This window comes from Paenibacillus sp. CF384 (genome assembly GCF_900106745.1).
GTDB lineage: Bacteria > Bacillota > Bacilli > Paenibacillales > Paenibacillaceae > Paenibacillus_Z.
The window spans coordinates 144,294-169,047 of record NZ_FNNV01000006.1; the positions used below are offsets into that span (position 1 = coordinate 144,294).

Annotated in this window: 27 protein-coding genes and 1 pseudogene; 8 read left to right on the forward strand and 20 right to left on the reverse strand. The window is 52.1% G+C overall.

Annotation, left to right across the window (positions count from 1 at the left end):
• Nucleotides 1-14 precede the first annotated feature (14 nt).
• The 17 genes from BLW29_RS12520 to BLW29_RS12600 form a co-directional block, all read right to left on the reverse strand.
• On the reverse strand, nucleotides 15-164 hold the full coding sequence (locus BLW29_RS12520; RefSeq protein WP_090979913.1) for a YqzL family protein: 150 nt from the start codon (nucleotides 162-164) through the stop codon (nucleotides 15-17).
• A gap of 112 nt (nucleotides 165-276) precedes the next feature.
• The gene (gene era, locus BLW29_RS12525) at nucleotides 277-1,212 is read right to left on the reverse strand and encodes a GTPase Era (protein WP_090979915.1); all 936 of its coding nucleotides are present in this window, start codon (nucleotides 1,210-1,212) and stop codon (nucleotides 277-279) included.
• 39 nt (nucleotides 1,213-1,251) lie between these two features.
• Nucleotides 1,252-1,689, reverse strand: a complete 438-nt coding sequence (gene cdd / locus BLW29_RS12530) for a cytidine deaminase (RefSeq protein WP_090979917.1) — start codon at nucleotides 1,687-1,689, stop codon at nucleotides 1,252-1,254.
• Nucleotides 1,690-1,706: 17 nt separating this feature from the next.
• On the reverse strand, nucleotides 1,707-2,057 hold the full coding sequence (locus tag BLW29_RS12535; protein ID WP_090979919.1) for a diacylglycerol kinase: 351 nt from the start codon (nucleotides 2,055-2,057) through the stop codon (nucleotides 1,707-1,709).
• Complete coding sequence (gene ybeY / locus BLW29_RS12540) at nucleotides 2,057-2,554, reverse strand: rRNA maturation RNase YbeY (RefSeq protein WP_090979921.1); 498 nt, start codon at nucleotides 2,552-2,554, stop codon at nucleotides 2,057-2,059. Before ybeY ends, BLW29_RS12535 begins: the two co-directional genes overlap by 1 nt.
• Entirely contained in the window at nucleotides 2,551-4,812 is a 2,262-nt protein-coding gene (locus BLW29_RS12545) for an HD family phosphohydrolase (RefSeq protein ID WP_090979923.1), read from the reverse strand. The genes ybeY and BLW29_RS12545 overlap by 4 nt, the downstream gene beginning before the upstream one ends.
• A gap of 471 nt (nucleotides 4,813-5,283) precedes the next feature.
• Nucleotides 5,284-6,291 carry a PhoH family protein gene (locus tag BLW29_RS12550; RefSeq protein ID WP_090979925.1) on the reverse strand — a complete coding sequence of 336 codons (1,008 nt, stop codon included), beginning with the start codon at nucleotides 6,289-6,291 and terminating at the stop codon, nucleotides 5,284-5,286.
• A gap of 6 nt (nucleotides 6,292-6,297) precedes the next feature.
• The gene (gene yqfD / locus BLW29_RS12555) at nucleotides 6,298-7,491 is read right to left on the reverse strand and encodes a sporulation protein YqfD (protein ID WP_090979927.1); all 1,194 of its coding nucleotides are present in this window, start codon (nucleotides 7,489-7,491) and stop codon (nucleotides 6,298-6,300) included.
• Nucleotides 7,492-7,503: 12 nt separating this feature from the next.
• Entirely contained in the window at nucleotides 7,504-7,782 is a 279-nt protein-coding gene (gene yqfC, locus BLW29_RS12560) for a sporulation protein YqfC (protein WP_090979929.1), read from the reverse strand.
• A gap of 159 nt (nucleotides 7,783-7,941) precedes the next feature.
• The gene (locus tag BLW29_RS12565; RefSeq protein ID WP_090979931.1) at nucleotides 7,942-8,445 is read right to left on the reverse strand and encodes a hypothetical protein; all 504 of its coding nucleotides are present in this window, start codon (nucleotides 8,443-8,445) and stop codon (nucleotides 7,942-7,944) included.
• Nucleotides 8,446-8,496: 51 nt separating this feature from the next.
• Entirely contained in the window at nucleotides 8,497-9,492 is a 996-nt protein-coding gene (gene floA / locus BLW29_RS12570; RefSeq protein ID WP_305728483.1) for a flotillin-like protein FloA, read from the reverse strand.
• Between the two features lie 18 nt (nucleotides 9,493-9,510).
• Complete coding sequence (locus BLW29_RS12575) at nucleotides 9,511-10,887, reverse strand: NfeD family protein (RefSeq protein WP_256208574.1); 1,377 nt, start codon at nucleotides 10,885-10,887, stop codon at nucleotides 9,511-9,513.
• A 77-nt stretch (nucleotides 10,888-10,964) separates the two neighbouring features.
• The gene (locus BLW29_RS12580) at nucleotides 10,965-12,311 is read right to left on the reverse strand and encodes an MATE family efflux transporter (RefSeq protein ID WP_090979933.1); all 1,347 of its coding nucleotides are present in this window, start codon (nucleotides 12,309-12,311) and stop codon (nucleotides 10,965-10,967) included.
• A gap of 142 nt (nucleotides 12,312-12,453) precedes the next feature.
• Nucleotides 12,454-12,897 (reverse strand): GatB/YqeY domain-containing protein, encoded by a 444-nt coding sequence (locus BLW29_RS12585; RefSeq protein WP_090979935.1) that lies wholly within the window; start codon nucleotides 12,895-12,897, stop codon nucleotides 12,454-12,456.
• 15 nt (nucleotides 12,898-12,912) lie between these two features.
• Nucleotides 12,913-13,086 (reverse strand): 30S ribosomal protein S21, encoded by a 174-nt coding sequence (gene rpsU / locus BLW29_RS12590; protein WP_090573672.1) that lies wholly within the window; start codon nucleotides 13,084-13,086, stop codon nucleotides 12,913-12,915.
• 119 nt (nucleotides 13,087-13,205) lie between these two features.
• A complete protein-coding gene (locus tag BLW29_RS12595; protein ID WP_090979937.1) occupies nucleotides 13,206-13,544 on the reverse strand; it encodes a histidine triad nucleotide-binding protein in 339 nt (112 codons plus the stop codon).
• 150 nt (nucleotides 13,545-13,694) lie between these two features.
• The gene (locus BLW29_RS12600) at nucleotides 13,695-14,174 is read right to left on the reverse strand and encodes a hypothetical protein (RefSeq protein WP_371264712.1); all 480 of its coding nucleotides are present in this window, start codon (nucleotides 14,172-14,174) and stop codon (nucleotides 13,695-13,697) included.
• Nucleotides 14,175-14,449: 275 nt separating this feature from the next.
• Between BLW29_RS12600 and BLW29_RS12605 the strand changes: the two genes are divergently transcribed.
• The 8 genes and pseudogenes from BLW29_RS12605 to BLW29_RS12630 all read left to right on the forward strand — a co-directional run bounded on the left by BLW29_RS12605 (nucleotide 14,450) and on the right by BLW29_RS12630 (nucleotide 19,201).
• The gene (locus BLW29_RS12605) at nucleotides 14,450-15,757 is read left to right on the forward strand and encodes an FAD-dependent oxidoreductase (protein WP_090979938.1); all 1,308 of its coding nucleotides are present in this window, start codon (nucleotides 14,450-14,452) and stop codon (nucleotides 15,755-15,757) included.
• Between the two features lie 418 nt (nucleotides 15,758-16,175).
• Nucleotides 16,176-16,469: a hypothetical protein gene (locus tag BLW29_RS12610; protein ID WP_090979940.1), complete on the forward strand. Its 294-nt coding sequence runs from the start codon at nucleotides 16,176-16,178 to the stop codon at nucleotides 16,467-16,469.
• Entirely contained in the window at nucleotides 16,456-16,587 is a 132-nt protein-coding gene (locus BLW29_RS31765; RefSeq protein WP_143044395.1) for a spore germination protein, read from the forward strand. Before BLW29_RS12610 ends, BLW29_RS31765 begins: the two co-directional genes overlap by 14 nt.
• A gap of 12 nt (nucleotides 16,588-16,599) precedes the next feature.
• Nucleotides 16,600-16,944 (forward strand): annotated as a pseudogene (locus tag BLW29_RS32115) (spore germination protein); the annotation flags it as partial.
• A complete protein-coding gene (locus tag BLW29_RS31770) occupies nucleotides 16,919-17,221 on the forward strand; it encodes a spore germination protein (RefSeq protein ID WP_256208589.1) in 303 nt (100 codons plus the stop codon). The pseudogene BLW29_RS32115 and the gene BLW29_RS31770, both read left to right, overlap by 26 nt.
• 81 nt (nucleotides 17,222-17,302) lie before the next feature.
• Nucleotides 17,303-18,091 (forward strand): GerAB/ArcD/ProY family transporter, encoded by a 789-nt coding sequence (locus tag BLW29_RS12620; RefSeq protein ID WP_090979944.1) that lies wholly within the window; start codon nucleotides 17,303-17,305, stop codon nucleotides 18,089-18,091.
• Between the two features lie 157 nt (nucleotides 18,092-18,248).
• Complete coding sequence (locus BLW29_RS12625; RefSeq protein WP_090979946.1) at nucleotides 18,249-18,707, forward strand: Ger(x)C family spore germination protein; 459 nt, start codon at nucleotides 18,249-18,251, stop codon at nucleotides 18,705-18,707.
• 107 nt (nucleotides 18,708-18,814) lie between these two features.
• The gene (locus BLW29_RS12630; RefSeq protein ID WP_256208576.1) at nucleotides 18,815-19,201 is read left to right on the forward strand and encodes a Ger(x)C family spore germination C-terminal domain-containing protein; all 387 of its coding nucleotides are present in this window, start codon (nucleotides 18,815-18,817) and stop codon (nucleotides 19,199-19,201) included.
• 141 nt (nucleotides 19,202-19,342) lie between these two features.
• Here BLW29_RS12630 and BLW29_RS12635 read toward each other — a convergent pair whose 3' ends face one another.
• The 3 genes from BLW29_RS12635 to BLW29_RS12645 all read right to left on the reverse strand — a co-directional run bounded on the left by BLW29_RS12635 (nucleotide 19,343) and on the right by BLW29_RS12645 (nucleotide 24,752).
• The gene (locus BLW29_RS12635) at nucleotides 19,343-19,954 is read right to left on the reverse strand and encodes a hypothetical protein (RefSeq protein ID WP_090979950.1); all 612 of its coding nucleotides are present in this window, start codon (nucleotides 19,952-19,954) and stop codon (nucleotides 19,343-19,345) included.
• 131 nt (nucleotides 19,955-20,085) lie between these two features.
• On the reverse strand, nucleotides 20,086-23,541 hold the full coding sequence (locus tag BLW29_RS12640) for an AAA family ATPase (RefSeq protein ID WP_090979952.1): 3,456 nt from the start codon (nucleotides 23,539-23,541) through the stop codon (nucleotides 20,086-20,088).
• A complete protein-coding gene (locus BLW29_RS12645) occupies nucleotides 23,538-24,752 on the reverse strand; it encodes an exonuclease SbcCD subunit D (protein ID WP_090979954.1) in 1,215 nt (404 codons plus the stop codon). Before BLW29_RS12645 ends, BLW29_RS12640 begins: the two co-directional genes overlap by 4 nt.
• Nucleotides 24,753-24,754 lie beyond the last annotated feature (2 nt).

Genomic DNA, 24,754 nt, shown 5'->3' on the forward strand with positions numbered 1-24,754 from the left:
CCAACCTGCGCGTCCTAAACGGAATCCGTTTCGGGCGCTGGTTCTCCCTCTTCCTCGCTGCCGACAGCTTCCGGAGAAGCTGCCTGCTCGTCCATCTCCCTGTAAAGCATGAAAGCTTCCACATCCCCGGTCAGCGTAAAATACTTCCACGAAAAGTCTCGCATTCGTATTCATCCTTTCCGCGCTCAAGAATGTTGCTCACGGATTAGGATGCGATGAAGATGATGACGCTATGCCAGACAAATTACGGACATTTTCCCGAAGAAAGGAAACTGGCTAATCGTTTCTGAAACCAAGATCCTTCAGCACTCGATCTTGGTTACGCCAATCTTTCTTCACCTTCACCCATAGCTCCAGAAAAACGCGAGAGCCGAGCAAGGTTTCGATGTCGCGGCGCGCTTCTTTACCAACTTGCTTGAGCAATGCGCCTTGCTTGCCGATAACGATTCCCTTCTGAGAATCACGCTCGACATAGATAACAGCTCCGATATTGACGACGCCGTTCTCTTGCACCTTCATCGTTTCAATCGCAACGGCGATGGAATGCGGCACCTCTTCGCGCGTCAGATGAAGAATTTTCTCACGGACAAGCTCCGCACATACGAATTGCTCCGGATGATCCGTTACTTGATCGGCAGGATAATATTGCGGCCCTTCCGGCAAATAGCCGCTGAGCACTCGAAGAAGAGTATCCACGTTGTTGCCTTTCAGCGCAGAGATCGGGATAATTTCCGCAAAATCATACAGATCTTTATATTGCACAATGAGCGGCAGCAGCGCTTCCGGCTCAATTTTGTCAATTTTGTTCATGATGAGGAACACCGGCGTCTTGATTTTCTTAAGTGCCTCAATAATGAAACGGTCTCCTCCACCGATTCCCTCTGAAGCATCGATTAGGAATAGGGCTGCGTCAACCTCGCCAAGCGTGCCTACAGCGGACTTCACCATGAAGTCCCCTAGCTTGGAAGTCGGTTTGTGTATCCCTGGCGTATCCAGGAATACAATTTGGGAATTGTCCTTTGTGTAGACGCCATGAATTTTGTTCCGCGTTGTCTGTGGCTTATCGGACATGATGGCGATTTTCTGCCCGATAACCTCGTTAATTAAAGTCGATTTGCCGACGTTTGGTCTGCCGATAATCGCGACGAAACCGGAATGGTATTTCTCCTTGGATCCTTTAGATCCTTTTGATCCTGACGATGATGAATTCATAAGCTGTTCCTTTATCCCCTTCCGGAATGTTGCGCGTTCTTACGCTTTCGTTAATGCATCCGATGAGAAGGCACCCGGCAGCAGCTCCGCTACTGTCGATACACGCCATTCTCCCTTCATATTGCTCATAATGACGGGCATGTCCGGCGGGCAAAGCTCCACCATTACTTGTCTGCACACGCCGCAAGGCGTAATAGGTGTATCCGTATCTCCGACGACCGCAATCGCTTCGAATGAGCCGGCATGATGTCCGTCTGCAATAGCCCGAAACAAAGCCGTACGTTCCGCGCAGTTTGTCGGACTGTAAGCTGCATTCTCTACGTTGCAGCCAAAATGCACGCCGCCCTCGGCATCCAGCAGCGCCGCTCCGACTTGAAAACCGGAATAAGGCACATAAGCCCGGCTGCGAGCTTCTATGGCTTGCTGCATGAGCTGCTGCCAAACCGGCGATAATTCCCCGATTGATGTTGATGTCATCCTTAAAGCTCCTCTCATTAAGGCCATAGATGCGGAATAAATACAAACAGGCCGATAATAACGGCCCCAATTGCAGCAACCAGCACACCGCCGGCTGCTGTATCCTTGGCAGCTTTGGCAAGCGGATGCTGGCTAGGACTAGCCAGATCAACGACATGCTCGACTGCCGTATTCATCAGTTCGGCTGCCATTACAACAGCTTGGGCTGCAATAATAACAACCCATTCTATTCGAGTCAGTCCGACCATCAGTCCCGCCACATTAACAACGATTGCGCAAACCACATGAATTTGCATATTGGCTTGGGTGCGCACTGCTGATAGGATTCCTGAACCCGCATAATAGAAGCTGCGCAGCAGTCGTTTCATTAACGAGTCAGACCTGCTTGGCGGAGAACAGCTTCCTGCTTCTCCGTCATAACAGCTTCGCTTGCCTCATCTTGGTGATCATATCCAATCAAATGAAGGAAGCCATGCACGAATAGAAATCCGAGCTCGCGCTCCAAGGAATGGCCATATTCTTCACTTTGTAGTTTAGCCCGTTCCGCCGAAATAATAATATCGCCAAGCATCCCTTCGAACGGCACCGTCTCGCTCTCATCGTCTACCTCGTAGATGATTTCAAGCTCTTCGTCTGTTTCCTCCTGCATAGCGAAGGAAAGCACGTCTGTAGGACGGTCGATATTGCGATATTCGCGGTTCAATTGATGAATTTCTTCATCATCCACAATGGAGAGCGTTACTTCCCCTTCGGTCATGCCTTCCGCTTCGGCAGCCAGCTGCAGCAGCTGCTCCAGTACCCCGATAAAGGATTCGGAAATTTCGACTTTCTCTTGATCATTGCTCCATTCCAACTTCAAACTCATGCCAGACGCTCCTTTTGTTTAACATCTTCCGGATATTCAATGCGCGAGTGGAAAATCCCGATAACCGTTTCTTTCAACGTCTGTGCGATCTTCTCCAGCTCCTTGAGCGTCAAATCGCATTCATTGAACTGATCATCGTCCAGCCGGCTTTTAATGATCTTGTGAATCATGGATTCTACCTGCTCCACGGTCGGGCTACGCAAGCTTCGTACTGCCGCTTCCACGCAATCCGCGATGCCGACGATCGCCGCTTCCTTCGACTGTGCTTTTGGCCCGGGATACCTGAAGTCTTCCTCTGTAAAATCAGGCTCCAAGCCCGCTTCCTCAGACAATTTGTAAGCCTTGTGATAAAAGTATTTCAGACAAGTCGTTCCGTGGTGCTGCTCGGCAATATCTCGGATTGGCTTCGGCAACTTATGATTGCGGAGCATCTCCACGCCGTCGCGCGCATGGGCGATTATAATCGATTTACTTAATTTAGGCTCAATGGAATCATGCGGATTTTCATAGTTTGTCTGATTTTCGATAAAATAACTAGGTCGCTTCGTCTTCCCGATATCATGATAGAACGAACCTACCCGACATAAGAGACCGTTCGCGCCAATCGACTCTGCCGCCGCTTCCGATAAATTGCCGACCATCACGCTGTGATGGTACGTTCCGGGCGTCTCCGTCAGCAGCTTGCGCAGCAGCGGATGGTTCGGATTGGACAGCTCCACGAGCTTCAGGGCAGATAGAATCCCGAATGTCACTTCAAAGAACGGCATTAATCCCACTACCAGTATCGCCGTCAACAGCCCGCTGGCAAACGCAAACGCGACCGTCATGATCATTTCTGATTTGGGAGGAAGCTCGCCAAGCAATAGAATAGCCAGAACAGAGGCCGAGCCGAACAAGCTGACCATGATACCGGCCTTCAGAATCGTCGAACGCTGGCTTGCGCGATGGATCGCGAAGATTGCGGCGAACGAGATGACAGCAGTCGTGAATCCATAATTAAAGTCAAATAGCTGACCCGATTCCATATTGAAAATAACACTGCCCATAATGGCAAATAGAAACGAGCTCACAACAGCCAGCTGAATGTCCAGCAGCAGCACGATCAGCATGGCCCCCATCGCGGTAGGCGCTAAGTAACCGACATACGGCATCTCCTGCGTTTGTGTCAGTTCCACGATGTGCATGGCAAGAATATTGAGCAAGAAGATCAAGAGCAGCATCGAGAGCTGAGCATTGCTGTACTTCAAATTCGTCGATCCGCTGCTCAATCCAGCCGCTCGCTCCAGATAACTGTAGATCACGATCAGAAAGAGTACAGATAGCAGCAGCAAGCCAAGCTGCGGCCAATAGGACTTCTTCGTTTGAAGCACGCCGATAGAGGAAAGACGGTCATAGAGTTCCTTCGAGATGATCTCGCCTTTATGAACGATGATATCGCCTTGCTTTACCACTACAGGAGTCGTATTTTCTTTGGCCGCTACTTTCGCATCATTGGTTGCTTGCGAATCAAGAAACTTATTCGGCATGATCGCGTATCTGGCAAGCTCCTGCACGATCTCCCTTGTTTTGCGTTCGGTAAGCGTACTCGCATTGACGAGCTCAGCGACTTTCGTTCTTGCCGTCTCCGCTTCACGGAGCGAATCGCTCATCAGCTTGCGGACGATATTCACGCCAACCAGATGCATGTCGCTCAGCTGAATCGCGGAGAGCGAAGGCAGTTTATAATACGTTTCCTCCGGAATCCGATAAGCCTGCGATTTCACCACTACTGCCATTTCATCAAGCAATGTATCGTTATAAGTGCCATTCCCTTTGTTATTCTGAACAAATTGATCGACGTATTCCGTATACAGCTGCGGAATTTCGTTGCGATAGATGGACACCTTATTTTCCAACGTGACTTGGTCGTCCTGATTCAACTGCTCCATGCGTGCGAAAATCTGCTCCAGCAGCGCTTCGCTGCGGAGGGCCACAATCGAATAAATCGGCTCCACTCGATCGGCAGCAAGCTCCTGCGCCTGAAGCGTAGCCTTCTCATCCTTAATATCCACCGGCGCTTCAATGTCGCGGTCGCTAGCTTTGCCTAACTCGATATTGTACGTCTTGGGGAGCACGTGCGGGGCAAGAGAGAAATAAAATAGCAAAACAAACAGAAGCAGCAATACCCAGCGAACAGCCGAGCTGTGCTTCCATCCACTCCATCCGGAGGACGATGACGTCCACTTAGACTCATCCGGGTTGGCTTGTTGATTTACCATGGTTGATATCCTCCTAGAAACTACACATCCCCCCGGACCCCCTTACGAAAGGGGATCCCCAGGGACGACTTTATCCCTGGAACCCTTACAGTAAAGAAATCCCCATGGACACTGTCCCTGGACCCTATATGCACCTGTAGAGATTAATACTTGATTACAACTGCCGATACATCCCCCTAAATCCCCCTTAACTAAGGGGGACCCCAAGGACTCCGTCCCTGGACCCGGAATGTACCGTGCCTGCCGCCTGGGCCGTCTTCGACCATACTTCGACGTTGGCTCGTTTTTCTCCGCTAACGCGGACCACTCTTCATGCGGCGTCCTTACCCGGCTTGATGCCCCGGGTGGAACGCTGCTGCTTTCGTGCGATTAGCGTTACTACCGTGCTAGGAATCGCTTTGTGACCTGCGGTCACAAGGCTTACCTACTGCTTTGTGACCTGCGGTCACAGGCTTACCTAGTGCTAGACGCTTATGGCCTGCGGTCATAAGGCTTGCCTATTGGTTCGTTGGTTTGCACTTCGGCGTCGATATTGTAGGCGGTTATGATTTTTTGGACGAGACTGTGACGTACAACGTCCTGTTCTGTGAATAAGATAAAGCCGATCTCCGGGATGTTCGCTAAGATGCGCTGCGCTTCGATGAGTCCTGAGCGCTTGCCGCGCGGCAGGTCGATTTGGGTGACGTCTCCGGTAATCACCATCTTGGAGCCGAACCCAAGCCTCGTCAGAAACATCTTCATCTGCTCCGGTGTCGTGTTCTGTGCTTCGTCCAAAATTATAAATGAATCCTCAAGCGTCCGTCCGCGCATGTAGGCGAGCGGCGCCACTTCAATGAGACCGCGCTCGAACGCCTTGGTCGTCTGATCCGGACCAAGCACATCATGAAGCGCATCATACAGCGGCCGTAAATACGGATCAACCTTCTCTTGCAAATCGCCAGGCAGGAATCCGAGATTCTCGCCCGCTTCAACGGCAGGACGCGTCAGCACGATCCGCTTGACCGAGCCTTCCTTCAGTGCCGCTACGGCAAGCACGACTGCCAAGTACGTTTTACCCGTACCTGCGGGTCCGATCCCGAATACGATATCCATCTTCTTGATCGTCTTGACGTAATGGCGTTGACCAATCGTCTTTACCCGAATCGGTTTACCGCGAAACGTGGTCGTTATTTCCGCTTTGAAGAGGTCTAGCAATTGCTCGGCCTGCATCGTCTTGGAGAGATCCAAGGCGTATGCGATGTCGCGCTCCGTCGGCGAATATCCGCCTCTTATAAGCTGCTGCAAAACCGTATAAAGCTGTTCAATAGAATCCACCTCGGAGGTTGGCCCCGAAATGGAAATTTCCGCATCGCGAGACATAATGTCCGCCGATGTCTGCTGCTGGACTAGGCGCAGAAATTTATCCTGCGGACCAAGCAGTGCAAGTCCTTCCGCTGCGTTTGCAAGTGGAATTTTGGCTACTTTGAATTCATTTTGCAAAAATACTCAATCCCCTTGCATCTGAACTAACGGTCTCTCTATCGCAATCGACTGATCCACCTCAAAAAGCACTTTCATATAAACTTTACCATTCTCCGTCTTTTCATGCAAAATGTTTTCCGCCAGCACCTCTGCATCAGGCCCTACCTTCGCTAGTAAATCCGCTCTCGCCTGCTGAATGCCTTCCGCTTTGGCCTCTTCTACGCCGACGGTTTGGTGCTCCATGCGGACTTCCATGATGGTCTCTTTCAATCTGCCAAACGGCAGATTCATCGTCCGCCAAGCTGCCTTCTCTTCCTGCTTGATGCTCTCGTACATGGCAAAAGGCGGTTTGCCAAATCCGCTGACCTTAAGCGCCCTTCCGGCTACGACAGCATACCAGACGATCTTCTTCTCGCCTGTATATACCTTCATCTTCCGTTCAAGCGGAGAAACGATATCATATTCATGCCATACGACTCCCTTCACAACGCCTTTCGCGACCACAGAAGCGGAATTATTCTCATCCCCGAGCAAGCCGGAGATCAGAATATCGCCTTGTTTCACCCTCATATTACGCTTCACGACCGGCTTCCCGGTCTCTGCTAATATTTTGGTGACAACCGCATCCGTCGAGGCAACGAGATGCCGTGGATTCTGGGCAACCTTAGGCGATGGAATCGACGTTTCCACCACTTGTATCGTGATGCGGGTCCCCCGCTTCTCTACGCCAACCCATGCCGCCCCAGGCAGCTGCTGAGCGAGACGCTTGGACAATACGGAGGCATCGTCAAGCCGGAACGACCACTGAAACGGGTACAGCCCCTCCTGCTTGGCCACCTGAAGAATCTGCTCCTCCGATAAGCGATCATTCCCCTTCACGTCAATCGACCAGACGAGCGAGGAGAGCAAATACATCCCAACGAAGAAAAGGACGAGCCCTGCCGCAAAAAAAACACGTCTCCGCACTCGCAGCAGCCAGAACGGCAGCCCTTGCCTTGAAGTGACGTGGATGCGACAGCCTGTCTCTTTCAGAATCGGGCGAAGCCGGAAGAAATCATTGACCTGCAGATAGCAAACGAGCTCGCGGTCGTTTGTATGACGAATGGACCATAATTGCAGCCCTTTCGCGAGCGCAGCATTCACCATCTTTTCTATAGCCCCGCCGCGCACGCGAATTGACACAAATCCGCGGAGCCACTGCATCCATGTCGCTTTCATTACAATTGCCCCCTATTCTCGCACTTCGATATGTTTAATAACCCCTTCTATGAAAACTTCTTCTGTCCAAATCGTTCGAATTACCAGCTCGCTGCCCGTTACTTCCAATTCTCCTTTGCTGAGCGCAAGCCTCAGCTTGTCACTGGAGAAATGCAGTACGCCGCGGTGATTCTCGATGTATAATTGGCGATCGCCGATCATCGTTAATCGTGGCAAATCCATTACGACATCCGGCGGCAGATCAAGCAGGTCCGCAGCCATCTTACGCAGTTTGCGATTTAATCGGCGCATGCAGGCAGAAGCCCCCTTCCCGTACTGTACCAAATTATGCGAGAGCGGCCCCAAATATGAGGAGTATGGCGCCTTTCAATCCAATCAAACACAAAAAAACCGACCCAATGGGTCGGTTCTTCTTGATTCGGCTTCATACAGCCATTTGCTTCGATTCCGTTACCTGCACAGCGGCCGCTTCGAACGCGGTTCACCAAGCACTTCTGCCAATATAAATGCACGGCGCAGCTCATCGCCTTGCGGAACGCGGAAGGCATCCGCCTGCTTCGTCTGCTCGATGTGAGCGGCTTTCGGAAGCGGCGCTCTGTCATTCCCACGAACCGGCTGCACGGTACGCAGCAAATCAGTATCCGCGTATTCGGAACTGACGCCTTCTTCGCCGGGCGCATTGAACTTCGACTTATATACGCCCTGTTGCGGCTCCGGAGTTCGTTCTACGGGCCGCTGCTGAACAGCCTGTCTTTGCGGCTGTACCGGACGCGCATCGATTGGAGGCGCACCAGGCCGTCTTAGAGGAGGCTCTCCTCCAAACGTCGGCATTCGATTGGGCGCCGGATTGCCCGGCTTATTAGTTCTCATTTTGTTCACGAGCGTGAGCAGGAAACCTACGAGCACAATGACGACGTAGATGTTGGAAACCAACAGCTTAATCAATTCATTCAACAGGCTCACCCCCTTCAGATTATCGTTGTCATCTCAAAAATGGGGCAGCGATTAACGTTCTTCTTTTTCCGGCGACGATGCGTCTGTTTTACCAATTGAATTACGCATGCTGGTATCCGCTTCAATATTCTTGAAGTTCATATAATCGAGTACGCCAATCTTGCCGTGCTTAAGTGCTTCAGCCATGGCAAGCGGAACTTGAGACTCGGATTCCACAACGAGTGCACGCATTTCTACAACGCGCGCTTTCATTTCTTGTTCATGCGCAACAGCCATCGCTCTGCGTTCCTCGGCTTTCGCCTGCGCGATGCGTTTATCCGCTTCCGCTTGCTCCGTTTGCAAATGAGCACCGATGTTCTTGCCTACATCAACATCCGCGATATCGATCGACAAGATTTCGAATGCCGTTCCGGCATCAAGACCTTTACCAAGTACGGTACGAGAGATCAGATCCGGATTCTCCAGGACATCCTTATGGGAGTCTGAGGAACCGACTGTGGTTACGATCCCTTCACCGACACGCGCAATGATGGTTTCTTCTCCGGCGCCGCCGACCAGACGCTCAATGTTCGCACGAACGGTAACACGCGCTTTAACCTTTACTTCAATCCCGTTCTTCGCTACTGCGGCAACGGTTGGCGTCTCGATAACACGAGGGTTAACGCTCATTTGAACGGCTTGCAGCACATCTCGGCCTGCGAGGTCAATTGCAGCCGCGCGTTCAAACTCAAGCTCGATGTTCGCGCGTTGTGCTGCAATCAAGGAGTTAACGACGCGGTCGACATTACCGCCGGCCAAGAAGTGGCTCTCCAGTTGATTAATCGTAAGCCCAAGACCGGCTTTAGTTGCTTTAATTAACGGGTTGACGATTCGGCTGGGGACAACGCGGCGCAAGCGCATCGCAACGAGCGTAATAATCCCGACTCTCACACCGGACGCTAGTGCAGAGATCCAAAGCATAATTGGGAAGAAGGTTAGAAATACGGATAATGCGATGACCGCAAGCACTACAATAATTACAATCGTTACAGTTGGATCCAGTGTCATGTAAACCCCTCCAATTAATTAGTTATTCTCACCAAGCTGGGCGACTACAACTCTCGCGCCTTCGACTTTAATGACCGTGACATCGGCACCGGATGGAATGAATTCGCCTGAAGTGACGACGTCTATCCGGTCATCGCCAATTCGAATGGTTCCTGCTGGGCGCAGCGGTGTGAGCGTCTTGCCATTCATCCCCAGATACGATACTTTGCTTGCTGTAGAGACATATCCTTCAGCCGTTGTCAGCTGATCGCGAAGGATGAATTTATTCCATATCCCGCGATGGGCAAATCGTTTGCCGATGATGTACACGATAATGCCAGCGACGATGACAGCCACGATGAGTGATAGACCTGCTGACTTCGGATTCGGCGCTGCCATCAGCACGCTGGCAATCAACGATATGGAACCAAGTATGCCCAGTATGCCGAAGCTCGGTACAAACAGTTCCGATACAAGAAGCAAGATCCCGATGATAAACAGGATCACATCCTCAAGTCCTGCAAAACCGACAATGTAATGGCCGAAGAAATACAATCCGAAACCGATGACTCCGATAATACCCGGAGCTCCGAACCCCGGAATCATCAGTTCAATCGTTACGCCTGCTATTCCAATAATAAGCAGCAGCGTCATTACGATTGGCAGAGTTAAGAATTGTCCGACCCGCTCCATTGCACTAACTTCGTAATTCACAATGTTTGGCTGTGGCAGGTTCAACTTCGCGAGCGCGTCGTCAACTGTCTCCGCTGTATACTCCGCATACCCGACTTTGAGGGCATCCCCGGCGGATAACGTAAGAATATCGCCCTTGGCTTTCGTCCGCCCGAGAGAGCTTAGTTCAAGCTCCAGATTCGGATTCACCATGCCAGCCGCAATATTAGGATCGCGATCGTTCAGCAGCGCTGCCGCTTTCATCTCCTCTGTCCAGAAGGAAAGCGTCTTCGGATTCGTGATCAGGTCGCCTGATTCATCAACAACCGCTGCCGCACCAATCGTGCTGCCGGGCTGCATGATGATCTGGTCTGCGTTCAGCGCAATGTATGTCCCCGCTGAAACGGCTTTCCCCTGCACATATACCGTGGTCGGCACTTTACTCGTTCTAATTAGTTCCCCGATCTCGAGTGCGCTGTCCAGCCGCCCTCCGAGCGTATTGAGAACGAGCAGCATGCGTTTCGCCTTAGCTTCTTCAGCCTCTTGATAAGCCCGCTCAAGTGTCTTCTGCAACCCGGATTCAACGGTCTGCTTCACTTTCACGACGTAAATGGTTGAGCCTACTGTTGCGCCGTCCGAGTTCCCTGCTGCGGCAAAGGCCGGAATTGCCATCGCCAACATGTAAAGCAGCGCCATCAGAGCAGGCAGCACCAATTTCAATCTCCACCTATGGGCTTGCTGCACGCCAGTCCCTCCTTGTACATTAACAAGCTTCATTCCTAAGTTAATGTTACGCACATGACACCAATTCGTTTCAGTTATTAGTGGCTGGCTTCCTTCAGGCGCACTGCGGTCCAATCTGTTCGATAGAACCTAACCATCACAGCTATGCCGAATACCATGAGGAATGCGTAGAGCGCAAGCCACGCCCCCATACTGCCCCAGTGAAAGACGAAGATGAACACATAAGCAAGCGGAACGAAAATAAACCAACTTACGACGAAGGATACGCGAAGCAGGAACGTTGTATCGCCAATTCCGCGAAGGCCGCCTGCATAGAAGTTCAGAAGTCCATCGAAAATTTGCAGGAATGCAGACACCTGAATCAAATACGCTGCAAGCTTATAGACCTCGGGATCACTCGTGTAGAGATGCGTAATCTGTTTGGCGAAAATAAATTCAACCGTGCCGAGCAAAATAAGAAAGATCGAGCCTAATATCGCGGTATCGGTACCGACTCGGCGTCCCTTGAGCGGCGTGCCTTTGCCGACATGCTGACCGACGAGAATGGTCGCGGTCGAGCCGAACGCAAATGCAGGCATGAACCCGAAGGACATGATGCTTAATGCCACTTCATTGGCAGCCAGCGCATGATCGCCCAGCCTTGCCACGAACGCGGTAAAGATGTACATCGAGATGCTGAGTGAAAATTCTTGGATGCCAAGTTTTCCGCTCTCGATCATAAGAAGCTTCATTTCCACCCATTGGATCGCAAAGGCAATCCGGCTGCGAGTTTGGTACTTCTTGTGAAGCAGAATGAAGAAGATAAAGACGCAAATAAGCGTTTGCAAACCTTCACCGATTAATATGGCAATACCGGCTCCCGTTAATCCGAGGTCGGGCATTCCCCAATGGCCGAAGGTGAGCGTGTACGTGAGCAGAATAATCGGTACGTTGACGAGCAGCGAAACGACCATGGACAATTTGGTTGCGCCTATTCCGCGCAGAAAACCATGGAACGCGAAATTGACGATACCGAAGGACATGGCATAAAACCGCAGCTCCAAATAGAAATCACCGGTTTCGACCAGTTCCTTGGAGCCGCCGGTCCAGCGCAAAATATCATCTGCACCGATCCAACCGACAACCGCAATCAGAAGCGCAAATAGGAGACACATGTACATCGCGATGTACGTACGCTGAATGCCTTTCTTCATATCGCCTGCGCCGTGATTCTGTGCGACTAAATAATTGACGGTATGTCCGATACCGGAGAACAGCGCGAAAGCGTTATACATGATGATGTTGGACACCCCAACTATCGCAATGATAAGCGCTCCTAGCTGCCCGACCAAAATCAAATTAATGGTACCGGTCATCGTCATACTTGCAAAAGAGACAAGCGATGGAATTGCTAAAACCAGAATTTCTTTCCAATTACGCAACATGCTGCAGTATGCCTCGTTTCTATAGGTTAGCCTCAATTTTGGGCTAGTTTAGGCAAATGGTCAATAGGTCTTGACCGGAGTAAGGCCAGATATAACGAAAAAACACTCCCCGTAAGGGGAGTGCTTGGCTGTCAGCCTATGTTTATTGCAGAAATTGCTGCACAAATGTGTTTACTAGTTTACCATCAGCCCGCCCTTTTGTTTTAGGCAAAAGTGCGCTCATGACTTTCCCCATCTCGGCTTTGGAAGAAGCACCGGTTTCCTGGATGGTCTGCTGAACAATCAACTTGATCTCTTCTTCGGTCAGCTGCTGAGGCAGGTATACACTAATAATTTCAATTTCTGCTGCGACATCTTTCGTGAGATCGTCGCGGCCGGCTTTTTGAAATTCTTGGAGGGAATCTTTACGTTGTTTGATCTCACGACTTAGGATATCAAGCACTTCTGCGTCTTCAAGCGGACGTTTCAAGTCAATCTCCAAATTCTTGATAGATGCTCGTATCATTCGAATTGTGGTGAGCTTGAATTTCTCCTGACTCTTCATCGCTTGCTTCATATCGTCGTTTAATCGTTCGCTAAGGTTCATTGTGGAAGGATCCTCCTAAAACTTTCTCTTACGCGCAGCCTCGGACTTCAACTTACGCTTTACGCTAGGCTTCTCATAATGCTTGCGTTTCTTCACCTCGGCCAATACGCCATCCTTTGCGATGGTACGTTTGAAGCGGCGGAGTGCAGCATCGATCGTCTCGTTTTTGCGAACTTTTGTTTCAGACACCAGTTTTCCCTCCCTCCGAATCAGACCGTCCAGTAAAAGTTAACACGGTTCATCAAACTAAATTATATGTTATAAGGAAAGGCAGTGTCAACTTGAAAGACTGTGCTATTTTTATACACTTAACCCAGAGGCTTTAATTTCTCTCCTCCGAGCAGGTGAAGATGAAGGTGAAACACGATTTGTCCACTGTCCCCGTTACAGTTATTGACAACTCTGTAGCCGGATTCCGCAATCCCCTGCTCCTTTGCAAGCTGGCGTGCAACCGCGAATAATTCCGCCATTACTGCGTCATCCTCATCCGTTACATCATTCATCGTCGGGATATGTTTCTTAGGAATAATCAGTGTATGTACAGGTGCTTGCGGCTGAATGTCGCGGAAAGCAAGGATGCGCTCATTCTCGAATAGCTTGTTTGAAGGAATAGTACCTTCTATAATTTTGCAAAATATACAGTCCATGACTCTGCTCCTTTTCTCCAGTTTACGATTCTCCGTCCATCATAGCGAATAATAAAGGGCAAGTCCAATTCAGAATAACGGTTTGAACATGCAAAAAAGCCAGCGCCCCATGGAACGCCGGCTGTAACAGATACGGAACAATTATCGCGCTTACCAATAATACGGAAGCAGCGATAAGCCAAGCAGTGCACCAAGCGGAAACACTTGCCGAACGAACCGGCGGCGCGGAAAGAATCCGCCTCCTGGGAAGAATCCACCTCCGGGAAAGAAACCTCCTCCTCCTGGGAAGAACCCGCGGTCCATATGCGGACCGCAATACGGCACAGCAATGCAAACGTGCTCGTCGTCGATATGTTCAACGATTCCATCGCAGCACCAGCCGTCATGCGTTTGCACAAACACATAGCGATGCATATGATCTTGGCACATTTTCTTCATATCATGCATGACCATTGGCTTGTTCTCGTGATGAGCCGGCATCACAGCCGTTGACTGCTTGGGCATAGGCTGATTTGGCATCGATTTGTTGGGCATTGATTTGTTAGGCATCGATTTGTTTGACATCGACTTATTGGACATCGGCTGGTTAGGCGTTTTCCCAACCGGCGACGTTGAAACCTTCTTTTCCATGCGGATCATGACCTCCTTCATTCTCCTACCATGATATTCGCCCGTAGGCAAATGGCGCCTGTGCATGCTAAAAATGGGCTGGAGTCCCCTAGAAAACCGATGCCGATTCGGCAAGTCTTTCAGTCAGAAATGAGATAGATCGGCCCCAAACAAGCGGCGTATAATGTACAAGGACAAGGACATAAGTTGCCAAGGGATGGATTGGACGAGCTGCTCGTCACGCTGCAGACTTGCATGCAAGAACCCGGCCGCTTGTCACTAGGAGGAGATCGGAAATGAAGGTTGCCATAATCGGCGGAGGACTTGCGGGGTTGACCGCAGCCGCATACTTATCAGAGCAGTCCGGCGTCACAGGTGTTCTATTCGAGCGGAGTCCGCAGCTTGGCGGACGTGCATTTACGTATGAGAAGGCCGGCTTCACGCTGAATTATGGGGCACATGCGATTTATGGCTTGGACAGGCATACGCTGTCAGTCATGGAACGCGAGCTGAAATTGGATTTCAGCAGCAAACAAGTGGACAAACGCAAAGTGGTGTATGAGAAAGGCGAACATCTGACGCCTGCTCCACTTGATTTTGTTAATTTAATCAAAACAGATCTGTTGACAGCCATGCAGAAGGTCAGATTCGTCGGTGAAATTACAGCCATTATGGCAAATATCCACCAAATTAAACATTACGCAACGCTCGGGGATTACTTAGCGGAATCAGGTGCTGCTGAAGATGTGAAAGAACTGTGGGAGCATCTGGTGTGCAGCAATTTCTTCATTACGCCCGAGGATGCACGCCGTGTTCCGGGTCCCGTTATTAGCGACTATTATCATAACCTGTTTCTGTCGCACAGACCTGTAAATTACGTGCTGGGCAGCTGGGCGGTTATTACGAATCAGCTGCGCGACAAAGTCAATTTGTCCGAGCGTTGGTCAATAGCGCTTCAGGAAGGCGTTGACGGCATCCGTTATGAGCAAGGCAAGTACGTGCTGAAAACGAAGGCACGGGAAGAAACCTTCGATCGCGTCATATTCGCGATGCCGATTCAGCAGGTCGTCAAGCTGCTGCGCGGAACACCTTGGGAGCCGTTCCTAGAGCCGTATGAGCATAATACGGCAACCGAAGTCATGGTGTACGACATTGGACTGGACCATGTTGTAGCGAGGCCGTTCAGCTATATCAGCGATATGAACCATAAGCTGTTCATTTCCGATGTATCAGCCACAGACCACACCCTCGTGCCGGAGGGCGGTCAGCTGCTGCAGGGCATCGCCTACTTAAGCGAGGAGAGCAGCAGCGATGAAGACCGTAAAGCGTATTTGGAAGAGCGCACGCAGCAGATGGAGTCCTTATTCGATCGCCATTATCCGAACTGGCGGGATGCCGTTGCCGTGAAACGGGTATCGAAGAAAGCCATGGTACAGAGCGTGAAGAACATCGCGAGCAACCGGCTGGTGCCTAATCGGATCGAGAGCATGCCCTTCTATTTCTGCGGAGATGGCTGCGAAGGTAAAGGCGAGCTGGCTGAGCGGGCTTTCTCTAGCGGTCGACGGGTCGCGGAGCGGCTGGTAGAGGAGTTATTGCACGTATAGGCAACGAAGCTAAGAAGAGCGAAAAAGATGACTCCGACTGATTAACCAGTTGCGGAGTCATCTTTTTTATGAGGGATTGCACGTCATTACCTTGATCGTATCTCCCATCAGTTTATTAATCCTATAATCGTTTTCACTTTCAATTTACTTCCCTCCGAGAGAAGGAGGAGCATTAGAATGCTCCCCCTTTAAGCTTTATGAATAGGGCTCTACACCTTGGTTATTACCATATATTACTAAAATATAAACGAAAGCCATTCATCGTGAAATAGTATTATAGTCCCGTTTTCATAATAGAAGTGCAGAGAGAGCTGAGAAACGGACCGCTTTGGGCGGTCGTTCTAAATCTGGATGAAAACTCCATTATATACACATACTTAGTGAGATTAATCGAGCTTTAACTAGGGGGATCGAATCGATGGCTAATCGTGAAACATTGCCGACTTCCGATGACTTGGAGTCGAATATCCGCGGTTTAACCGATATGTTTAAATCTCCCGGCGATATTTACAGCAGAGAATTTCGGCTGCAAGAAATGAAAGGCTGTATCCTTTACCATATTGCATACACAGACCGTGAGCGTCTGCAAAACAGTGTACTTAAACCGCTTCAGCGCGCGACTGAGAATCGCCTTGAAGACGTGCTCCCCATATTAGATTTGAAGCGTGTACACGACTTCCATTCCGCTGCCGAGGGGGATGAAACAGGGTAAATGTGCGATTTTGGTGAATCAATGCTCCGGGATCATGTTGGCCGATGTCAGCATCCAACTGACCGACAAGGCTGCCGTACCGCAAAACGAACAAACGATTCGCGGCTCGCACGATTGATTCGTCGATGATTTGGCCATTAACTCCCAGCTTATACGCAAGCGTTTAACGTCAGCTGAGCTGGTGGAACGAAATTATGTATTAGGCAAGAAGAGCACGCTGAACGTATCCCTCCTTTATCTGCAAGGGCTCGCAGATTCGAATGTGGTCGAGCAAATCGCGGCCAAAGTTGCCGGGATTTCGGTTGATTATGTAAAGTCTGCCGGTCAGATTACGGAAATGCTGGAGAGCAGCACATTCTCGTTTTTCCCTCAAACGCTTTACTCAGAACGTCCCGATACGACGGTGTCCCATTTAATGGAGGGCAGAGTTGTGCTGTTGATAGATGGCAATGCAATGGCGGTCATTCTTCCGGTTACTTTCTTCATGTTTTTTTCAAGTACCGGACGATTACGTGTCGAAATGGTGGAATGGGACATTCTTCCGCTTCCTTCGTTATATCAGCATGCTGCTAACCGTTGCGCTGCCTTCAATTTACATTGCGATCGTATCCAATCATTTCGAAGTGCTGCCGATCGATCTCGTGTTTTCACTCAAAGCATCGCTTGAGAATATTCCGTTTGACCCCTTAATCGAAGCGTTATTCATGATTATCGTGCTTGAGCTGCTCCGGGAAGCTGCGCTTCGTCTGTAGCCCCGGCGTCTGCTGCCGGCGCTTATACAGCTGCCTGTACGGATATTTGGCAATAAGACGTCCAAGCAGGAGTGAGCCGGCATGTCACGCTTTCAATTGTTCGGATTTATTTTGCAAACACAAGTCGGGTTAGGCGTGCTTGCTTTCCCCTATGTATTGCATCGTTCAGCAGGGCAGGACGGTTGGATTCCGATTATACTGGCCGGAGTTGTCATTCAACTTCTGCTGCTTGGTTATATCGCACTCTGCGCCAGGTTCCCACAGAGGAACCAATTTGAATTTGTGCCGCTTCTGCTTGGCAAATGGATAGGCAATCTAGTGTCCATGGTCTATGTTGATTATTTTGCATTGACGTCCACTTTGATCCTTCTCCTTGAGATGGTGTTCGTTGAATTATGGGTTCTCCCATTCTCTAATCCATGGCTGGTCATCATCGCAAATGGCGTTATCCTCCTCTACATCGCCAAGGAAAGCGCCCAAATCATCGCACGATACCATACTATGATTTCATTCATCCTCATTCTCATGGTAGCTCTATTGTTCTTCGGCCACGATAACTTTGATTACCGTTACTTGCTGCCTATCGGTGAGAGAGGTTGGAGTGCCATATTGCTTGGGATGAAGAGCTCTGTGATTTCGTTCCTCGGCTTTGAGCTGCTGTTTGTCGTCAGTTCGGAGGTCAAGAAGAATGGCAAAAGCTTGATCGCTCCGATGTTATGTGAAAACGGGGCAGCTGCATTCTTCTATCTCATGGTTGTGCTCGCCTGTTCCCTTAACTTCAGTCCGGAATCGTTGGATCGCGTCCCGCAGCCGGTTCCTTACTACATGAACGGGATCTCACTGCCATTCCTGGAGCGGATGACTATATGACCCCTCTCTTCTGACTTTCAGGGTTGTTCTGGAGATCGGAATCAGGGATTGAACGCTTAACAAAGATCGTTGAATTCGGAGCTTATTTTGCGCTTAGATTCCCCATAGTACTGCTGCTGATTGCTTGGATGACAGGTAAAAAGGAAGGTCAGGCTGCATGAAGCGAATTGTTCTGTGCATGTTGGTGGTACTCACCGCCATCTCGGTTTCAGGTTGCAACTATCATAATGAGATAAAAAACTTACAGCTTATCTACGCCACCTCGCTGGATTTGAACGATAAGAACGAGATTGTAACGACCGTAACCATTCAATCCCCGGGGGGAAAGGAGCGCTCGGCTCCGACACATGAAGTGATATCCGCATCAGGCGCCACGATGGAAGAATCCCTATATCAGAAAATCGGCGTGCAATTAACCGGCCCTGTCGCAACCTCCAAGAATCAAGTGATGCTCATCAGCGATAAGCTGGCACGTCAAGACATGGCAGCTCTGCTCGATGCCACCTTTCGAAGCTCTGCAGTCCATATGCTCTCCATGGTTGCCATCGTTCAAGGCAAAGCCAGCGATTTAATCCGTCTGAGCGATTCGGGTCGGCGACGACAGGAGAATACCTGAGAAAACTCATCATTAGCGCTCGTTATGAAACAGCGATTCCGGACGTAACCCTGCATTCTGTCTTTCCCATCTTCTTCGACCCGGGGCGCGACTCGGTTCTGCCCATCTTGAAAAAGGTCGGAACCCGTGCTGAAATTGATGGAGTTGCACTGATGAATAACCGCAAATATACCGGGTATCACTTGAATGCGAATCAATCCATGATGCTCTTATTGCTAAGCGGCAAGCTCCAAGGTATCTGCGTGATGACCCGGAATTTTGAAGATGGAAAGAAGGATGCGCCGGGTGATGTAAATGAGTACATCTCCTTCGACGTCGTCAAGTTAAAGCGCTCCAAGCATGTCTCGATCAATCCCGAAGGAAACGTAACCGTTAAGCTGCGGTTGGCACTAAAAGCTACAGTAATCGAATACGGGAAAGACAACCTTATCGATAAACAGGTCACTGCAGACTTGAACAAGCGCCTCTCCGCTTTGCTTACGGATAGGGGATAAAGAATTGAGGAATGGGTGAGGGATGGGATGAGGAAATAGAGATGAGTTGATGAGGAGAACAAATAGAGATGAGAAAAAGGCTGCTCCTCCGGTGCATTATCCGCACTTGGGGAACAGCCTTTTGTGGCGAGAGAGCTTCGTCTACTTGCCGAACATAACATTCGCCGGCTTGTTCATAGATTCCACCAGCTTCTTGGCCGAATTGACCCACTTCTCATCGACAAGAATCGTTAGCGAAGTCGTTTCAGAGATCGTATCATGCTTGAAGGTTGCCATCTCAGCCGCGCAAGCTTGATTAACGGCTAATAAGGATTTCAGATAGATCCGTTCCTCGTCCGTCAGCGGACCTGTGTGATTGCCGAGCGTCTGCAGGGACTTCTCCGATTGTTCTAAGAACGTCGCCGCATTGCGGGTAGTCTCAGGAAACGGTGTGCCATTCACGGCCTCCGCCTCTTTGATAAAGGTCGTGATAGCAGAGCTCTTATGGTACGCGGCAATCAGCAAGCTCTTGGCCGCCAATCGGGTCGGGATATCCTGATGCTTCAGCAAATCCTCAATTCCAGACGTCACTTGATCAAAATAAAGCTTGGCGTCATTGCCGGACTGCAGAATCGAAGTGCCACGGCTAATGCGCGCATCCTTATCATGTTGAATCGAGCGGCTGTATAGAAACACATTGCCGATTAAACTAAATGTAAGCAAGATAAGGACGACTGGCGTGAAAATCGGTCGTTTGGGCTTGTGCTCCTCCACGGTGTTACCTCCAAAAGGTTTGTTCAAATCAGGATGGGCATCCACGTTTATCCTACTCGTCAGGGCCCTCCACTAAGTTAGCGTGTTCCGCATGGGAATGCAACCGGATTGGAGCAACGTTAACAGATCCGTCACATCGTTTCGAGATCAACGCTGCTGCCTCTGCCGGAAGGCTCGGCTGGGGTAACGATAAGCCTTCTTGGCAAGCGTGCCCGAAGTTCTGGTACGTGACTGATTACACCTACAGACAGCGTATCGTTCTGCAGCTTCTCCAGCGCCGTAATAACCGTATCCAGCAGTTCCGGATCCAGCGTTCCGAAGCCCTCGTCCAGGAAGAAAAATTGCAGCGGATATTTGCCGCGAAGCTGAATTTGACCGGACAATGCAAGCGCCAATGCCAGCGAGGCCAAGAAGGTTTCGCCCCCGGAGAGCGTCGAAACCGGTCGACGTATACCGCCGTTAGCATCATCTCGGATAACAAATCCGCCGCTGGAATCGACTTCAAGCGCATAACGACGCTTCGTTAAGAAGCTAAGCCGTTCAGAAGCTGCCCGGCATACTTGAACCAGCTGCTCTTCTGCGACATACTCCACGAATGCATTCCCGCGGAACACGGTTTGCAGCGACTTCAGCCTGCCGCAAAGCTGCTCCATCTCCAGACGTTTCGCTTCCAGGCCGTTCCACCGCTCCTGCTTCGCTTTGAGCTCGTCCATATCCCGCTCGGCTTTCGCTGCCGCTTGCAGCATGCTCTCGTTCATCAAACGCCCTTGCTCCAGCAGCGTGACCGCTTCTATCCACTCTTCTTCGGTCTGGCTTCGTCCCTGCAATTGATCCCGAAGCAGCTCAACCTGAGCGGCGAGCTGCTGCTGTGCTTCATGATACTTGGCGACATCTTCTTTGATTCGAGCCTGATGGACAAGCATCGGCTGCAATGCGGTGACTTCCTCGCTGCTCTCAAACGGAGAGGCCGATAAGGCTTCCTGCCAAGCGGTGTCCGTTTCCTTCTGTCTGTTGCCAGCTGCGATTTCCGCCTCGTCAGCAGCACTTCGCTGCTGCGCCGCATCCGACAGCGCTTGTTGGGCGGTTTCATGATGCTCAGTTAGCCGCTTCAAATTCGCACGAAGTATGGACAGCTCTTGTTCTGCTGTCGCAATCAAATCTGCCGCTGGGAGTCCGTTTGTAATGCCTTGCAATTGATTTCGCTTTTCGCCTAATTGCTGCTGTTGGCCAGCGAGCGTTGCCGATAAAGTAGCGAATTCCAGCTGTGCCGCCTGAGCCTGACTCGAGCTTTCTTGCTGGGTCCGTGTCGTCTCTTCGATATAGCTGACACTCCGCTCAAGGCGGCTCCTTAATTCAAGGGCAGCCGTTTCTCGCTGCTCCAGCTCTTGTAGACGCTCTTCCCCATGCGAAGGCTGCAATGCCGCTCCGAACTGCTCCAGCCATAAGGCCTGTTCCTGCTTCAATTCCTCTGCGGCTTGCACATATTGAGCCTGAGCGCGGTCTGAGAGCGCTGCTTGCGTGCGGTAGTCGTTGGAGATCTGTTCACTCCTGCGATTGATATCTGTAAACCGCAGTCGACTGCTTGCAAAACCTTTCTCCGCATTCGCAAGCCAGCTTTCATGCATGGTTATCATCTCAGCAATTGCCTTAAAAGCTGATTGATGAGCAGCAAGCGCCTCGGCAGAGGCTGTTTCGGTTGCATCCGATGAAAGCCTTTCGGTGACCTCGGATGCAGCAGCTGCCTCCGGCATTGCCGCATCCTTCATCATCAACGAGCCGCTATCCATCACGTCCGTCAATCTATCCATCGCTGAACTAGCCTTGGTATGCAGGGGCGATACTCTCAGCTGGAGCTGCTGCGCTTGTTGAATCACCTGCTCCCATGCAGCAATGATCGTATCCCGGGCTGAGTTATCTTCCTCGTCGGCAATCCCGTGATTACTGGGGTGGACGCATGATCCGCACACCGGACATGGCTCGCCTTGAACTAATCCCTCCGCTAATTGCGCGGCAAGCTGCAGCCGTTGTTGTTCACGCTGCTCCCTACGGACACGCTCCATCCATTGCGGTAACGAACGGCTCCACTCGCTCAGCTCGCGGTTCAAGCTTGTCAACGAGGCCTGTACCGGCTTCAACTGCTGGAGCTGTCCAAGCAGCTCCTTCTCCGCTTGACGCTGCTCCGTCTGCGCCGATTCCATCCGAAGCTTCGCTTGATTGTGCAGCTCCCTCGCTGCGTTCCGTGCCTCATACGAAGTCGAAGCCAGCGCTGCTAGATGGTTGTGCTGCTGCAGCCGCTTGCTCAGCGCATTGCGCTTGTCCCGATCCTCGGCGGTGAGCTCCACCGCCTTCAGCTCCCGGCGCAGCTCGGCTTGCTTGGCCGCGGCCTTGCCGAGCATCTCCTGCGCTTTGGCAGCCTGCTCGCCATGGCTGCGGCTGCGCTCTTCCGCGTCGCGGGCGCTCAGCTCGCCGGCCGCGACGCTCCGCGCCAGCGCGGCGGCTTCGCCTTCGAGCCGCTGCGCCTGCGCGAGCTGCTCGAGCCGCTGTGCCAGGCGCGGCTCGCCGTCCGCGGCCGCGGCAGCTGCCGCCGAGCGCGCGGCGGCTGCGGCCGTGGCCGCCTCAAGCCGGGCAGCGTGCGCCAGCCCGGCGGCCTCGCGGCGCGAGGCGGCAGCGCGCAGCGCCGCCTCGGCCGCGGCGGCTGCGCCGAGCGCGGGCGCGAGCCGCTCCGCGGCGGCGAGGCGCGCGAGCTCGCGCTCGAGCTCCGCGACGCGCGGCGCTTCCGCGAGCAGCTGCGCTTGCAGCGCCTCTTTGCCGCGCAGCGCGCTGAGGCGCTCGCGCACATGCAGCCGCTCCGCGTGCAGCCGCTCCGCTTCCGCGAGCGCGGCGCGCGCCGCCGCAGCTGCGGCTGCCGCTTCGCGGTAGCGAGCCTCCGCGGCAGCCACCGCTTCGGCGGAGGCGTCGCCGAGGCCTAGCTGCTCGGCCGCCGCCTCATTCAGCGCGGCTTCCGCCGCTTTCATGCGCTGGCTTAGCTTCAGCGCCAAGCCGTCGCCGAAACGCTCCAAGCGGAACAGCCGCTGCAGCATCGAGCGTCGGTCCTTGCCGGTCAGCGACAGAAACTCGGCGAACTTCCCTTGCGGGAGAACAACCGCGCGCGTGAAGTCTTGCATGTGAAGTCCAATCTGCGCTTCCACGCAGCGCGTAACATCAACGAGCTTGTCCGCCAGGACGACATCGCCCGCTTCGGTAATCTCCACGAAACGGCTGATCGTATTGCTGACGGACACGTCACCGCCGCGCTTGAATTGCCGCTCGACACGGAAACGCTTCTTCTCGCCGGCACCGGAGAGCTCGAACGTGAACGACACCGCGAGCGTTTTCTCCGCTTGATTCATAATGCCTTGTGTTCCGTTCGCAGCACGTTCAACTTTGCCATAGAGCGCTAACGTAATCGCGTCAAGAATGCTGGATTTCCCGCTGCCGGTCGGACCGAAGATACCGAAGACGCCGGCTTCGGTCAGCCGTTCGAAGTCGACTTCCTGCGGTTCCCGGTAGCTCTGTAAGCCGCTTAATCGAAGGGATATCGGCTTCATGCGCTTTCACCTCCGTCAAGTTCTGTCGGCACGGCGCCACTCTGCAAATCTTCCTCTTCGGCAATCAATTCCAAGAACAACTGAACGGTTGGATCATCCGGCTCTCCGCCCCCGGTCTGCTTGGCAAAAAATCGCCTGAACAGCTCCTCGGCAGGCAATTGCTCACGCGAGCGTTCACCTGACTCCTTCGCTTCGGCAGACTCCGGGTAGATGGGACGAATATGTATCAGTCCGTCATGCAGCTTACGCAGCTGCTGAATATGCTGAAGCATCATCGCTTCCGTCATCCACACATCAAGGTCTATCCATGCACGCGAATCGCGTCCTTCTTCCAGCCAGCTGTACACTTCGGCCAGACCGCCCTTGGCGTTCCAGCTCACCAGAGGTCTGCCAGAGCTAAGCAAAATTTCCTGCGGCACGACCACTTTACCCGGCAGCGCATCAAATACCGTTACCGACTTCGCTTGGCCTGCTTCTGAGAAGCTGTAAGCAAGCGGCGAACCGCTGTAACGCATCGTCTCATCCCCGGCTACCCGCTGCGGACGGTGCAGATGACCAAGCGCTACATATTGCGCGCCGATTCGAAGTGCGGACGGATCAACCGTATAGGCACCGCCGATTTGAATCGGACGCTCGGAATCGGTCTCCAAACCGCCAAGTACATAGATGTGGCTCATCGCCAAATTCACCGTGTCGCTTCGAAAAGCACTGCCGAGCTGCGTCATAAGACGCCCCACTCGTTCCGAGTATGCCGTGCGCAGCTGCGCCTCATCGGTCGCTTCACTAAGCAGTTCGCGCAGCCTGGATTCCGATGGATACGGCAAGGCTGCGATAACCGCTTGCTCCCCGGTGCGGGCAACGTCAACGATGAGCGGTTGGTCTGTCGGCATGCCGACCAGCCGAATGCCGCTGCGTGCTGCAAGCGGCGCGGATGCAGACACCCGCTCCGGATGATCGTGATTGCCCGCGATAACCGCTACAGTCCGCTTCCCTCCGTCAGCCAATCGGGCAACCGCCTCATAGAACAGCTGCTCTGCTGCTGCCGGAGGGTTGACAGAATCATAGACATCGCCTGCAAGCAGCACCAAATCAATCTCTTCGTCCTTGACGAGAGAGGCAAGCTCATCGACGAAAGCCGCTTGTTCCTCTAGTCGGCTGCGGCCTTCGAGCGACCGCCCGAAGTGCCAGTCTGCCGTATGCAGTATTCGCATCG